We start from the raw sequence: 13,147 nt of genomic DNA, 5'->3' as shown, positions 1-13,147 counted from the left end.
ATTGTCCAGAACCAGGCGAACGGCACGCTCGCGCACTTCGGGGGAATACTTGTTCGTTGTCTTGCTCATGATGCTCCATCCTACTCAGGAGTTGGAGCCTCCGGCAAACCCGGCGCGGTTCAATCTGCTGGCTGAGATCGCCCGGTAGGTAGTGTCTGACGTCAGCGCCAACGGGACAGTTTGGGTTGATTTGATAAGAGAGGGTTTCTGGCACATCGTAACCACCAAGGAGTGGAGATGAGACAGAAACCCGGAGCCAAACAGAGCCACGGCGAGAAGGTCGTCAAGGACATCCGCCGGGCCACCCGCAAACAGTATTCAGCGGAAGAGAAAATCAGGATCGTGCTGGATGGCCTGAAGGGCGAGGATAGCATTGCAGAGTTGAGTCGCCGCGAGGGCATTGCCCAGAGCCTGTATTACAGTTGGTCGAAGGAGTTCCTCGAGGCTGGCAAGAAGCGCCTGGCGGGCGACACGGCCCGCGCAGCGACTCCGACCGATGTCAAGGATCTGCGCCGTGAGGCCCGCGATCTGAAGGAGGTCGTGGCCGAACAGGCCCTCGAACTGCGGCTGCTTAATAAAAGCATGATCGCGGATGGGGGCGACGACGAATGAGGTACCCCGCATCCGAGAAACTGGAGATCATCCGCCTCGTCGAAAGATCACACCTGCCGACAAAACGAACCCTGGACAAGCTGGGGATCCCCAGGACCACGTTTTATCGCTGGTATGACAGGTATCAAACCGGCGGGCCTGAGGCGCTTGAGGACCGCCGCCCCAAGCCATCACGGGTCTGGAATCGTATCCCGGAACCTGTTCGCGAGAAGGTCAAGGACCTGGCCCTGCAGGAAAGCGAGCTGTCACCGCGCGAGCTGGCCGTGCGCTTCACGGACGCGGAAAAGTATTTTGTGTCAGAGGCTTCCGTCTATCGCATTCTCAAGTCCTATGACCTGATCACCAGCCCGGCCTACGTGGTGGTGTCGGCGGCTGACGAGTTCCGGGACAAGACGACCCGGCCAAACCAGCTGTGGCAAACCGATTTCACCTACCTCAAAGTCATTGGTTGGGGCTGGTTCTATCTCTCAACGATCCTCGACGACTACAGCCGCTACATCATTGCATGGAAGCTCTGTACGACGATGAAGGCCGGCGACGTCACCGACACACTGGACCTGGCTCTGCAGGCTTCCGGCTGCGATCAGGCGACGGTTTTGCACAAGCCGCGCCTGCTCTCGGACAATGGGTCGAGTTACATCTCGGGTGAGTTGGCAGATTGGCTGGAAGACCGACAGATGAACCATGTCCGCGGCGCGCCCTATCACCCCCAGACACAAGGCAAGATCGAGCGCTGGCACCAGACTCTAAAGAACCGCGTCCTGCTCGAAAACTACTACCTACCGGGCGATCTCAGCCAGCAGATTGACACCTTCGTAGACCACTACAACCACCGGCGCTATCACGAGAGTTTGCAAAACCTCACGCCCGCTGACGCCTACTTCGGCCATGGCGAAACTATCCTGAAACAACGAGAAAGGATCAAACGAAAGACCATCGAAACGCGACGCTTGCTTCACCGCAAATCCGCCGCATAATCAGACCAACCAGATGCGTCAGACCCTCTCTTAGCTCAGGCCGCCAGCTGGCCCAAAATCCCTGACGACGGACAACCGTCGATCTCGGTCGAACCTTCCGGTCGGTGGACAAGATCGCTCTGGCCGCCCGTCGCTTCGTTCTTCGTAACCCCGCTCAGATCACCAAAACTGTGATACCGGCAGGCAAAGCTGACGAACCTTCGATCAGGATCGCTTGGACGCGCCGCGACAACGGGGAGAAGACCTTGAACGACGCAGTGACCGCTCTTGCCGCCACTGAAGGTAAAGGGGGCGGTGACTCGCCATTCGCGGCATGTGCAAACTAATTTGATCGAACCATCAAAGCTGACATCCGTATGATCGACAAAAGACTTACTCCTTATCCATAGTGGCAGCCTATGAAGTCTAAGCCATCAACTGATCCAGTCTCGCACTATCCCTTCGATCCCGCGCTCCTGATTTGGAACCGCTTCTACGGTGCTTCGGGTAGGCTGGTCGCAAAGCTCAACCCAATGGGCGCTCTGAACCATCACTCAAAGCTGCCCGGAAAATGATTGGGCCGGGCCATGTCGATCGCGCCACTAATTAGGTTGGCCTCATACAGGCGCCGAATGTCGAGTCTGCTCGAGAGGGCCGCAGGACGCGCCTGATGGGTCAGCAGTTTCAGTGCTTTCTGGTGATTGCGCCAGATCCCTTCGGCCTCCGCGGCATCCACGCGCGCAAAGCGAATGGTCTCGCCGGGGGCACGGCGGGCCAGTCGGGGCAAATCGGCGCTGATCACCGTTGCAATCTTAGGATAGCCGCCGACAGTCTGGCCATCGGCCAGCAAGACAATTGGTTGACCGTTGCCCGGGACTTGCATCGCGCCCGGCACAATGCCGTCAGACGCGATCTGCGAAAGCTCTGCCGCGCGGTGCTGCAACTGCGGACCTTCCAGCCGCATGCCCATGCGGTCCACCATCTCGGTGACGGTATAAGAACCGGCCAGCATGTCCTCGAGAGCCGCGGGCTCAAAATGGTCGTCCTGCGGCCCGACAATTACCCGGATCGGGGCGGGGCCATCCAGAGGTGGATCATGCAGGGCGAGCGGCGCGGCAACGGGCTGGGCCCCGACCGGCAGGCTGTCCCCCGGGCGCAGGGCGCGGCCCATGTGGCCCCCAAGCGCGGCCCGGACATAGGTGGCGCGGCTGCCGAGCACGGGAGGTGTGTAGATCCCGCCGGAGACCGCGAGAAGAGCGGTGGTGCCAGCACTGACGCGCCCCACTGCGATCTTGTCGCCACGCAGAACCGGCGCCGCGGTCCAGGGCGGGATCGTCCGCGAACCGTCGGGGCCCTCGACCTTTATTTCTGCCGGACCGCCCACGGCAAGCATCAGGTCGTCAGCCTCGACCGTGAAACGAGGGCCGATCAGGCGAAACTCGAGCACCGCGGCATTGGCCTCATTGCCCACCAGATGGTTGGCCAGCATCAGCCAGTCAGGCGACAGGGTGCCGGCGACGGGCACACCCCAGCGACGGGCATCGTGGCGTCCCGCGTCCTGAACCGTGGTCGCCGGGCCCGGGTCGGTGATCGTGAGTGCTGTATCGGAGGCGGTCATGGCGTGCTCCTGAAGCTTTGCGGTTCGATCTCACCAGTGCGGAGCGCCTTGTCGAGCGCGGCATAGCGCGCCGCATCAACCGGCTCGAAGGAGACGCGGTCAGACGGGGACAGCAGCGATGGCCGGTCTCTCGCGGCGTCGAAAAACGGCACCGGGCATCGGCCGATCAGGTGCCAGCCGCCGGGGCTTTCCCAAGGGTAGATCGCCGTTAACCGATCCGCCACCGCCACGCTGCCTGCCGGCACCCGTGTGCGCGGATCGGCCAGGCGGGGCTGACGCAGGGCCGGAGCGATATCACCCATGAAGGCAAACCCGGGTTGGAACCCCAGCATGTAGACCTCGACCTCGGTGTCGGCGTGCAGCGCGATGGCCTTGGCCTCGTCGATCCCCGCAGCCGCGGCGAGGCGCGGCAGATCGGGCCCACTTTCGCCGCCATAAAGCACCGGAAACACCCAGCGGGCGTTGACAGCGGATTGCGCGCCGCTGGTGTCATCGATCAAAGGGGTCACTTGGTCTTCGATCTCGGTGCGGCTTGTGACCAGCGGATCATAGTGCAGGGAGAGTGACCGGAAGGTCGGCACCACATCGATCACCGCGTTGAGCCGCCCCTCGGCGCGCGCGGCGGCGATGGCCGCATCGAGCCGTGATACCGCAGCCCGCGCCTCTGAAGTGATTTCGGGCGCGAACTCTACCGTGACCGCCCGGTCGCCGAGAGACAGAATGCGCGGGGTCATGACATCTCCAGGGGCAATTCAAGGCCGTTGCGGCGCTGTGCAAAGCCATATGTGGCGGAACCGGTCAGCTGGGTTTGCATGAACATGGTGGGTGTCCGATAAACTAAGACAGCTCGGTTACAACGCGCTCGGCAGGTAAAGTGCGATCTGCGGGAAGGCGATCAGCGCAAGCGCCATCGCCAGCATCACCAGCACATAGGGCACCGCGCCGAGCATCACCTCGCTCATTGATCCCCCCCTGCGGGCACCTTGAACAACATAGAGGTTCAGCCCAACCGGCGGGGTGATCAGCGCCATCTCGATCAGCACGATCATCAGGATGCCGAACCAGATCGGGTCATAGCCAAGCTCGACCACCAGCGGCACGATGATCGGAATCGTCACCACCATCAACGACAGGGTCTCGATAAAGAAACCGAGCACGATATAGATCAGCACCACCACGAAGATGAAGCCCAGCGGCGACAAGCCCAGCCCTTCGAGGAACTGACGCAATTCATTTCCGAGCCCGGCCGAGGCCAGCGTGAAGTTCAGGAAGGAGGCCCCGATCACCACCAGCATGATCATCGAAGTGATCTTGATGGTGCCAAGGATACTTTCGATCATCATTTTCATCGAGACACCACCAAAGACCAGCGCAATGACCAGCGCGCCGGCGACACCGACGGCGGCGGCTTCGGTGGGGGTGGCCCAGCCTTTGTAGATCGTTCCAATGATCACGGCAAAAAGTAGGAAGATCGGGATCAGATCCAGCAACGCGCGCAGCATCTGCGCCAGCGGAAAGACCCGACGCTCGCCGCCGAGGCTTGGCCGGACCATGCAGATCAGCGCCGTGACAACGCCAAAGCAAAGCGCCAGCGCGATCCCGGGCACCAGCCCGGCAAGGAAAAGCTGGGGGATCGAGGATTGGGTGAGAAACCCATAGACGATCAGGTTGATCGACGGCGGGATCATGATGCCCAGCGTGCCACCTGCGGCAATGGCACCGGAAAACAGCTTGGGATCATAGCCCAGACGCTCGGCCTGTGGCATCGCCACGGTGGCAACGGTTGCGGCGGTCGCCACCGAGGAGCCGGAGGTGGCCGAGAACATCGTCGCGGTGGCGATATTGGCATGCACCAACCCGCCCGGCAGCCAGCTGACCCAGCGGTCAAGCGCCGAATAGGTGCGTGCCGCGACGCCGGAGCGCACAAGGATCTCGCCCAGTAGAACGAAGAAGGGAATGGCGATCAGAGTGGCGCTGTTGGACGAGGACCAGACCAGATTGCCAAGCCCGCGGATCAGCGGGAAGGGGCTGAAGAAAGTGTCGATGCCGATGCCCAGCAGGAACAATACGATGCCCACGGGGATCGACAGGCTAAGCAGGCCAAGCAGGCCGATCGAGACATACAGGATCATTGCAGCGTCTCCACTTCCGCGAAGGCGCCGATGGCCTTTTCGCTATCTGAAAGACGGCCCTCCAGGACCAGTATCAATGCCGCCAGCAGGGTGAGCCAGGCGGTGACGGCAAACCACAACCAGCCGGCAAACCACGGCAATTGCACCAGCGTCAGAGGGGTCTCAAGCGGAGTGTTGGCGGTTGAACTGTTGGCGATCGAATTGGCCACCACCGGCCAGCTTTTCCACGCGATCAGCGAGATCACGAGGGTCATGACCAGCATCGCAATAAGATCGAGCAGCGCCTTGGGCCCCGCGGTCAAGCGGCTGCGCATCAGATCGATCCGGACATGGCCCAGTTCCAGAAGGGTGAAGGCCATGCCCCAAGAGGTGGCGATGGCCATCACATAGCCGCTGATCTCATCGGTACCGCCAAAGGAGGCATCGATCTGTCGTAGGACTATGTCGAGAAGAACAAAGGCAACGCAGGCCAGCAGCAGAACCCCAACGAGGATTGCCACCAGCCAGTTGACCCGTCTGAGTGAGGTAAGAATGCTGTCCGCCATCGGTCTTCTCGCTTTCTTTCAGAGGAGGCAGGTTTAGTCCCGCCCTCGACCGTCAGCGATAGGCGGGACTGGCCCCGCCTATCGGTTTTCATCGCTTCACTTGGTCGGGATCTTGACACCGACGACTGTACCAACGGAGTCGTTCCAGCGCACCGCCCAATCGTTGCCAGCGCGGTCGGCCCAGTCCGGCAGAACTTCGGTCAGCAGGATCTCCCGGGCGCGCTCGATGTCGCCCTCGCTGGCTTCTACCAATACCATGTCGCGGGCCTCGCCGGAGGGGCACTCGCCATTGCCGGTCAGACAGGCAATGTCATTGACCAGCGCACCCTGCGCGCTTTCCCAAGACGGGTCTTCGAACTCGGCCTTGATCGTGGATGAGATGGTTTCCTGGGTTGCGGCATCGAGGCTGTTCCACTTGTCGAGGTTGATAGCGGTGACAACCGAGTCCCAGCCGCCCAGCGGAATGGTCAGCAGATGTGTCGAGACTTCCCACCAACCGGCGCTATAGCCCGAACCGGCGCCGGTGACGGCACAATCGACGACACCTTTCTGCAATGCGCCCGGCACTTCGGAGAAGGACACATTGATCCCCTCGGCGCCAAGCGCTTCGAGGAATTTCGCGGTCATCCGGCCCGAGGCGCGCACTTTCAGCCCCTTCAGGTCATCAAGCCCTGTGACCTCTTCGTTGCAGAACACGACCTGCGGCGGATAGGGCGCGATGGCCAGAACATGGCTGTTGAACCGGTCGCGGTAGATGTCGGAGACCATCGGTTTTGCGGCATTCACCATGGCCCGCGCCGAGGCCGCATCAAGCGCGATCAGCGGCACGTCGAGACCTTCAAGCTCGGGCGCATCGGCGACGGCGTAATCGGCAACGGTCATCGCCACATCATAGACGCCCTGACCGAGCAGCCGGTAAATGTCGCCAAGGCCAAGACCCATCTGGTCATGGGTGGTCAGGGAAACCTCGATGTCAGAGGCCGCGGGCAGCGCCTCCGTCCAGAACGGCGCCTCGTATTGCTTGTGCAGCGGCAGACCGGACCAGCTGCCAACGACATTCAGGGTTTCGGCAAAGGCGGGCACCGAGGTCAGCGCGGTGGCGGCCATGAGAGCGATTGTTCGTTTCATCATTTTGGTTCCTTCCTGTTGGTTTTGTTTGACGCAGTTCAAGCGGCGGGCAGAACGGTGGTTTCGGCATCCTCGGGCACGTCTGTCACCAGCATGTGACCGGGCTTGTGGGTGATGCATATCGGCAGTCTGGCGCGTTCGATCGCGACCTGAGGCGTGACCCCGCAGGCCCAGAACACCGGCACATGTCCTTCTGGAACCGGGGCCGGATCGCCCCAGTCGGGCCGCGACAGGTTGGCAAGCCCGATCTGCGCCGGATCGCCCCAATGCACGGGCGCGCCATGGGCGGCCGGAAACCGCCGCGATACTTCGACCGCAAGCGCGACCTGGTCTTCGCGGATGGCGCGCATGCTGACCACCATCTTACCACCAAAGGGCCCCGCAGGCACCGTCTCGATATTCGAGCGGAACATCGGCACGGTGGTGTCGTTCTCGATGTGCCAGACCGGGATGCCGGCATTCATCAAGGCATGTTCGAAGGTGAACGAGCAGCCCAAGGCGAAGGCGACGAAATCATCCTGCCACAGATTACTGATGTCGGGGGCAGAGCCGCTGAGCTTACCATCGCGGTAGATGTTGTAGGCTGGCACGTCGGTGCGGATATCGATCCCGCGTCCCAGCGTCACCATCAGCGGCACGCCCGTGTCTGACACGCCGGAAATCGGGCAGGGCTTGGGGTTGCGCTGGCAGTAGCGCATGAAGTCCAGCGCATAGCGTTCCGGCAGGATCGCGAGGTTCGCCTGCAGGAAGCCTTGCCCCAGTCCGGCGGTATGCGACAGGTACTGGCCGCTCCGGATTGCCTCGCGCAGTGCTGCCGGCGTAGAAGCTTTTAGTTGTGAATGATGTCTTTGCACGTGCGCTTCCTCCGCTTGTGCTGTCATCTTCACTGGCGGGGGGATTCAAATCAAATGAATTGAATTTTCTATATTCTATAGATTTTTTTTATACCCCGGTAGGCAAGCGCGCTCTCCTGCGCAAGGCGGGCTGCCTCTTCGACAATATGACGTCTGGGTTCCGCGATATAGGAGGCCGTGAATCGCAACGGCGGCGGCAGCCAGCCCGGATCAAAAATCTGCAAGCGCCGGTCCTCGACCAAGGGGCGGCCGAGCACCTCTGGCAGCGCCGCCACCCCCAGGCCTGCTTCGACAAGCCGAAAGCAGGCTGAAAGCGAGGACGAGGGAAAGATCGAGGCGTCGGGACCGACCCGTTCCATGAGCAGGGCCTTTAACTCCCGAAAGGGCCGGGTGTGCCGTGCATAGGTAATGACCGGCAGACCAAAGGCCTCGCTCGGGCTTGCGGGCGGACTGCTGGCCGAGGCGTACCATGCCAACTCGAAATCGGGGAGCTCGACATTGTCGACGGTGAATTCGGACACTGGCCCGAGCATCAATGCAAGATCGATCTGCCGGGTCAGCAAAGCCTCCCGCAAATTCGACGAGATATCGACGTTCAACTCGACCTGCATATTGGGGAAGGCGTTGTGCAGGCGCTCCACAAAATCCGGCAACCAGCACTGGGTAATGGTCTCGGACGCGCCGACCCTTAGCCAGCCGTTGATGCCTTCCCGATCAACCACGGCCTTTTCGACAAGCTCGGCCAGATGTTCGAATTTCTCGGCGTAGCCCAGAAACAACTCGCCCTCGCGGGTCAGTACCAAGCTGGCTCCGGAGCGGTCGAACAGCGTGCGGGATAGCGAATCCTCAAGCTTGCGGATGCGCGTGGTCACTGCGGGCTGCGACAGATGAAGCGCCTGCGCCGCGCGGCTGACCCCACCCAGTCTTACCACGGCAAGGAAGGCTCGAATCTGTTCGAGGTTGAGGTTTGACATGCCCCTTTGTTTCTAAGGGGATAAGGTGCGGGCTGGCAAGCCTGAGGCGCCGCTAAGCGCTCCGGTCGGATAGGGTAGACGGTCCTACTGTCGCGCGGAGTGACACCACCGAGGCCGTCTTGGCAATGGCAGTGTTAGGCATCCAGACCGCTTATCCTAATGTGATGTGGGCACCACCCATGAAACCCATTTGTCGTTATGTAGGCATGTAGAGATTGCATAAGATGCTTTGGCTTGTCGCCAAAGCTGCGCTGGAGCACGAATGACCGCAATGCAGATGCTGCGTCGTAGCGACGACCAACGCGATGAATGTCTGCTAAGGGCCTATTCTGTTGAAAAACTCGCCTTGCTTGAGGAGCTGACCGCTGATTCAATTTGACTGCGGCAGCTTGAGGTGAACGGTGATGATGGGGTCCCGGCAGGAAGCGCAAGGCGCTCTGTTCTACGAGTTCTCTATCGAAGCGCATGTGCCGCCCGGCCATATGCTCAAATCTGTGGATCGGTTTGTCGACCTGACCAGCATCCGGCAGCATCTTGCACCTTTCTACAGTTGCACCGGGCGACCGTCGGTTGATCCGGAGCTGATGATCCGCATGCTGCTGGTCGGCTATATCATGGGCATCCGGTCCGAGCGCCGCCTCTGCGAGGAGGTTCATCTCAACCTGGCCTATCGCTGGTTCTGTCGTCTCGATCTGAGCGGGCCCGTTCCGGACCATTCGACCTTCTCCAAGAACCGCCACGGTCGTTTCCGCGACAGTGACCTGCTGCGGCACCTATTCGAGACAGTGGTGGCACGGTGCATCGCAGAGGGCTTGGCGAGCGGTCAGCGCTTCGCCGCGGATGCCAGCATCATTCAGGCTGACGCGAACCGGCAGAACTCGACGCCCAAGTCGGACTGGCTGCCCGAGAGCATCAATCCTGAAGACGCGCCGAGGGCGGTCCGGGAATACCTGGAAACGCTCGACGATGCGGCCTTTGGTGCAGCGAGCCCGGTGGAGCCGAAGTTCACGTCGCATTCCGATCCTGCCTCGCAATGGACCGGGGCTCGGGGAGGTCCGGCCTATTTTGCCTACTCCACCAACTACCTGATCGACACCGATAACGGCGTGATCCTCGATGTGGAGGCAACCCGGTCGATCCGCCAGGCCGAGGTCGGATCGGTGTGAACCATGATCGACCGGGTGAACGACACCTTCGGTCTCCTGCCGGAGCGGTTGATCGCAGACACCGCCTACGGCACCGGTTCCATGCTGGATTGGCTGGACCGACAGCGCGGCATCGCGCCCCACATTCCGGTGATCGACAAGTCCGCGCGCAGGGACGGGACATTCGAGCGCGCCAACTTCAACTATGATGCCGAGGCCGACCTTTACACTTGTCCAGGCGGCAGGGAGCTGAAGCAAAGCCGCCGGACCTTCACGAAGGCCCGCGAGAAGAAAGCCGACGAGGACGGCATGCTCCGCTACCGGGCGAGCAAGGCCGATTGCGATACTTGCGCATTGAAGTCACGCTGTTGCCCGAAGGAACCCGCTCGCAAGATCCTCCGGTCCATCTTCGAGCAATCCCGGGATCGGGCGCGTGCGATCGCCCGAACCACCGACTACGCGATCTCATGCAAGCTGAGGAAAAAGGTGGAGATGCTGTTCGCGCATTTGAAGCGCATTCTGGGCCTTGGCCGTCTCCGATTGCGCGGCCCGAACGGCGCACGCGATGAATTCCACCTCGCAGCCACCGCCCAGAACCTCCGGAAGCTCGCAAAGCTCCTTCCGCACCCACAACTTGCCTTCTGAGAAAGGACAAGCGCACGCGCCGCAAAACTTGGACGAGGGGTGACTCGTCTGCTGAGCCGAGTTTTTCAACGGAATAGGCCGCGAGCCGACTTGGTCACAATTGGCGGGAAAACTTCGCCCACTGCATTGAGGATTCTCAGGCGCGTAACGCTTCCACGTCTCTGGCAATGTCCTCGGCAATCCTCTCGACGCGGTCAGCCGCGTCCGTCCGCTGCGCGTATGCGCGCAGTCCAAAGATCGCCGCTTGCAGGCGTGCGGCAAGCTGGTCTGGATCTGCGTCGGACGCGATCTCGCCCGCGTCCCGAGCGGCGCGGAATGCCTCCGCAAAGGCGGTCTCGGTCTGCCGCATCATGTCCTCGACCGACCGGCGCAGTTCAGGTTCATCGTCGGGCGTCTCCAGCAGCGTCTTCATGAGCATGCAGGCGCGCGAGGGGAGGGCACCTCGCGTGACTGCACCGAACATCCGCACATGCGCGGCAAGCCCGGCGATCGGAGAGGAAGACTGCGCGAGCGCCTCGTTGAGCGCCGACCGGCCCGCAGCGGCATAGCGGTCCAGCGCAGCGCGGAACAAAGCCTCCTTCGATCCGAAGGCTGCGTAGATCGACCCCGGCCGCATATCGAGCACACGCTCCAGATCCTTGAGCGAGGTCATGTGGTAGCCGCGCGCCCAGAACAGGTCCATCGCCGCCTTTAACACCTTGTCCTTTTCGTAAGTGGCCGAGCGCCCCATGCCCTGCTCCGATCTCATTTGAGTGAACACTCAAGAAATAACTTGAACGGACGTTCAAGTAAAGTTACTTCGACTTGTGAACTTGAGCGATCACTCAAATAAGGAGATGCGAAGCGATGATTGATTTTACGAAGCACACGATGGAAACCGCCCCCGAGGAAAGCCGCCCGCTGCTGGAGAACTCGCAAAAGGTCTTTGGCCGTCTTCCTGGCTTGCACGCTGTTATGGCCGAAGCCCCCGCGCTACTGGAGGGATACCAGAAACTGCACAAGCTGTTCGCGGAGCAGACGAGCTTCGACAAGGATGAGCTCACGGTTGTCTGGCAAACCATCAATGTCGAACACAGCTGTCACTATTGCGTCCCTGCGCATACTGGCATCGCCAAGATGATGAAGGTCGACGACGCGATCTCGGACGCGCTGCGCAACGAGACGCCGATGCCCAGTGATCACCTTGAGGCGCTGCGGACATTCACGCTTTCGGTTGTTCGTGATCGTGGCAATGTCGACGATGCCGCAGTGGCGGCGTTCCTCGATGCGGGCTTCACCAAGCGTCAGGTGCTCGAGGTGATCCTCGGCGTGTCGCAGAAGGTCATGTCGAACTACACCAATCACCTTGCCGAGACGCCGGTCGACGAGCCGATGAAGGCCTTCGCCTGGGAAAAGGGGCGCAAAGAAGCGGCCTAACCGGGTCCTCTATCGAAAATGCGCGTCGCGCGACCCCGCCCGTACCCGGCATCTCAAAGATGCCGGGTTTTCTTTTCTTAAAGCTTACTTGTATCGACCCAGCGGAATCTGCTCATGCTACAAGGGAGAACGTAGCAATGAGTATGACGATGGACGACAGCATTAAGCGATGGACGGCGAAGCGTAAGACAGCGCTTGTCATCGAGATCATTCAGGGCAAGACGACCGTGTCGGAGGCGAGCCGGTCCTTTGACCTGACGCCCTCCGAGATCGAGGGCTGGGTCGAGGATGCGAAGCGCGGCATGGAGAACTCGCTGCGCGCCAACCCGCTCGACTGAGCTACTCCCCATCTCTTGGACAGGATCTGGGATGATTTAAGCTACTCTCTGCCCCTGCTGGTCGGTTTTGATCTGGTTGAAGTAGACCACGGCGGGCGGTTGTCCGCCATGGGCGGCGTGAGGCCGCTGGTGGTTGTAGAAGCCGATCCACCGGCCGACGCCGGCTTTGGCCTGCGAGCCGGTTTCCCAAGCGTGCAGATAGACGCATTCATACTTCAAGGACCGCCAGAGGCGTTCGATGAAGATGTTGTCGAGGCACCGCCCCTTGCCATCCATGGAGATCCGGGCCCCGATCCGTTTCAGCCGGTCAGTCCAGGCGAAGGACGTGAACTGCGATCCCTGATCGGTGTTCATGATCTCCGGCGGGCCAAAACGATGGACCGCCTCGTTCAAGGCCTCGACGCAGAAGTCCGCTTCCAGCGTGTTCGAGATGCGCCAGGCCAGCACCTTCCGGGTGAACCAGTCCATGATGGCGACCAGGTAGAGAAAGCCTCGGCGCATCGGCAGGTAGGTGATGTCGGCGCACCAGACCTCGTTGGGCCGATCGACCCGCAGGCCACCCAGCAGATAGGGGTAGGTCTTGTGCCCCTTTGCCGGTTTGCTCGTATTCGGTTTCTGATAGATCGGCATCCACTGCCCGGCAGGCGATTTGCGCAGCAAATCTGCCGAGTATCCGTTATGATCAAGCGGGTTCTTGTGCCCATTTTCGGCCGTCTCTAATCAATGCGTTTGCCAGGACGACGAGCTTCCTCATGACGGCTGTCACCGCGACTTTGCGCGGCTT

General features: G+C 61.1%; 11 protein-coding genes and 4 pseudogenes. 5 read left to right on the top strand and 10 right to left on the bottom strand.

Going from position 1 to position 13,147, the window contains the following annotated elements; all coding sequences use genetic code 11:
- Nucleotides 1–237 precede the first annotated feature (237 nt).
- Both ACXYMN_RS19465 and ACXYMN_RS19460 read left to right on the top strand, forming a co-directional pair.
- Nucleotides 238–1,589 (top strand): IS3 family transposase gene (locus tag ACXYMN_RS19465; protein WP_459015717.1). Its coding sequence is split into 2 segments (ribosomal slippage): nt 238–577 and nt 577–1,589, totalling 1,353 coding nucleotides; the frame shifts between segments, so codons are not numbered across the junction.
- Nucleotides 1,590–1,663: 74 nt separating this feature from the next.
- A pseudogene (locus ACXYMN_RS19460) lies at nt 1,664–1,885 on the top strand (UvrD-helicase domain-containing protein); the annotation flags it as partial.
- Between the two features lie 233 nt (nt 1,886–2,118).
- Here the strand turns inward: ACXYMN_RS19460 and ACXYMN_RS19455 are convergent.
- From ACXYMN_RS19455 to ACXYMN_RS19425, 7 genes are all read right to left on the bottom strand, one after another.
- Nucleotides 2,119–3,186, bottom strand: a complete 1,068-nt coding sequence (locus ACXYMN_RS19455; protein WP_459015715.1) for a 5-oxoprolinase subunit C family protein — start codon at nt 3,184–3,186, stop codon at nt 2,119–2,121.
- Nucleotides 3,183–3,920: a 5-oxoprolinase subunit PxpB gene (gene pxpB, locus ACXYMN_RS19450; protein ID WP_459015714.1), complete on the bottom strand. Its 738-nt coding sequence runs from the start codon at nt 3,918–3,920 to the stop codon at nt 3,183–3,185. Before pxpB ends, ACXYMN_RS19455 begins: the two co-directional genes overlap by 4 nt.
- Nucleotides 3,921–4,037: 117 nt before the next feature.
- On the bottom strand, nt 4,038–5,318 hold the full coding sequence (locus ACXYMN_RS19445) for a TRAP transporter large permease (RefSeq protein WP_459015712.1): 1,281 nt from the start codon (nt 5,316–5,318) through the stop codon (nt 4,038–4,040).
- Entirely contained in the window at nt 5,315–5,863 is a 549-nt protein-coding gene (locus ACXYMN_RS19440; RefSeq protein ID WP_459015710.1) for a TRAP transporter small permease subunit, read from the bottom strand. The genes ACXYMN_RS19445 and ACXYMN_RS19440 overlap by 4 nt, the downstream gene beginning before the upstream one ends.
- Nucleotides 5,864–5,959: 96 nt before the next feature.
- The gene (locus tag ACXYMN_RS19435; RefSeq protein ID WP_459015719.1) at nt 5,960–6,991 is read right to left on the bottom strand and encodes a TRAP transporter substrate-binding protein; all 1,032 of its coding nucleotides are present in this window, start codon (nt 6,989–6,991) and stop codon (nt 5,960–5,962) included.
- Nucleotides 6,992–7,029: 38 nt separating this feature from the next.
- Nucleotides 7,030–7,845: a putative hydro-lyase gene (locus tag ACXYMN_RS19430; protein ID WP_459015708.1), complete on the bottom strand. Its 816-nt coding sequence runs from the start codon at nt 7,843–7,845 to the stop codon at nt 7,030–7,032.
- A 68-nt stretch (nt 7,846–7,913) separates the two neighbouring features.
- A complete protein-coding gene (locus ACXYMN_RS19425; protein WP_459015706.1) occupies nt 7,914–8,819 on the bottom strand; it encodes a LysR family transcriptional regulator in 906 nt (301 codons plus the stop codon).
- A gap of 404 nt (nt 8,820–9,223) precedes the next feature.
- Between ACXYMN_RS19425 and ACXYMN_RS19420 the strand changes: the two are divergent.
- Nucleotides 9,224–10,609: pseudogene (locus tag ACXYMN_RS19420) on the top strand (IS1182 family transposase).
- Between the two features lie 136 nt (nt 10,610–10,745).
- Here ACXYMN_RS19420 and ACXYMN_RS19415 read toward each other — a convergent pair.
- Nucleotides 10,746–11,339 carry a TetR/AcrR family transcriptional regulator gene (locus tag ACXYMN_RS19415; protein WP_459015704.1) on the bottom strand — a complete coding sequence of 198 codons (594 nt, stop codon included), beginning with the start codon at nt 11,337–11,339 and terminating at the stop codon, nt 10,746–10,748.
- 116 nt (nt 11,340–11,455) lie between these two features.
- On the opposite strand from ACXYMN_RS19415, the gene ACXYMN_RS19410 reads away from it, so the two are divergent.
- On the top strand, nt 11,456–12,025 hold the full coding sequence (locus ACXYMN_RS19410) for a carboxymuconolactone decarboxylase family protein (protein ID WP_459015702.1): 570 nt from the start codon (nt 11,456–11,458) through the stop codon (nt 12,023–12,025).
- 149 nt (nt 12,026–12,174) lie between these two features.
- Complete coding sequence (locus tag ACXYMN_RS19405; RefSeq protein ID WP_459015701.1) at nt 12,175–12,363, top strand: transposase; 189 nt, start codon at nt 12,175–12,177, stop codon at nt 12,361–12,363.
- A gap of 36 nt (nt 12,364–12,399) precedes the next feature.
- Here ACXYMN_RS19405 and ACXYMN_RS19400 read toward each other — a convergent pair.
- Both ACXYMN_RS19400 and ACXYMN_RS19395 read right to left on the bottom strand, forming a co-directional pair.
- Nucleotides 12,400–12,987, bottom strand: a pseudogene (locus tag ACXYMN_RS19400) (IS3 family transposase); the annotation flags it as partial.
- Between the two features lie 58 nt (nt 12,988–13,045).
- Nucleotides 13,046–13,147, bottom strand: a pseudogene (locus ACXYMN_RS19395) (IS110 family transposase); the annotation flags it as partial.

The organism is Roseivivax sp. CAU 1753 (assembly GCF_054482575.1).
Note: the sequence above shows the minus strand (reverse complement) of the source record. Positions and strands in the feature narration are given on the sequence as shown.

Coding starts and splice junctions, on each gene's coding strand:
- ACXYMN_RS19455 (WP_459015715.1), bottom strand. CDS start 3,186: ATGACCGCCTCCGATACAGCACTCACGATCACCGACCCGGGCCCGGCG.
- ACXYMN_RS19435 (WP_459015719.1), bottom strand. CDS start 6,991: ATGAAACGAACAATCGCTCTCATGGCCGCCACCGCGCTGACCTCGGTG.
- ACXYMN_RS19410 (WP_459015702.1), top strand. CDS start 11,456: ATGATTGATTTTACGAAGCACACGATGGAAACCGCCCCCGAGGAAAGC.
- ACXYMN_RS19425 (WP_459015706.1), bottom strand. CDS start 8,819: ATGTCAAACCTCAACCTCGAACAGATTCGAGCCTTCCTTGCCGTGGTA.
- ACXYMN_RS19415 (WP_459015704.1), bottom strand. CDS start 11,339: ATGGGGCGCTCGGCCACTTACGAAAAGGACAAGGTGTTAAAGGCGGCG.
- ACXYMN_RS19440 (WP_459015710.1), bottom strand. CDS start 5,863: ATGGCGGACAGCATTCTTACCTCACTCAGACGGGTCAACTGGCTGGTG.
- ACXYMN_RS19445 (WP_459015712.1), bottom strand. CDS start 5,318: ATGATCCTGTATGTCTCGATCGGCCTGCTTGGCCTGCTTAGCCTGTCG.
- pxpB (WP_459015714.1), bottom strand. CDS start 3,920: ATGACCCCGCGCATTCTGTCTCTCGGCGACCGGGCGGTCACGGTAGAG.
- ACXYMN_RS19405 (WP_459015701.1), top strand. CDS start 12,175: ATGGACGACAGCATTAAGCGATGGACGGCGAAGCGTAAGACAGCGCTT.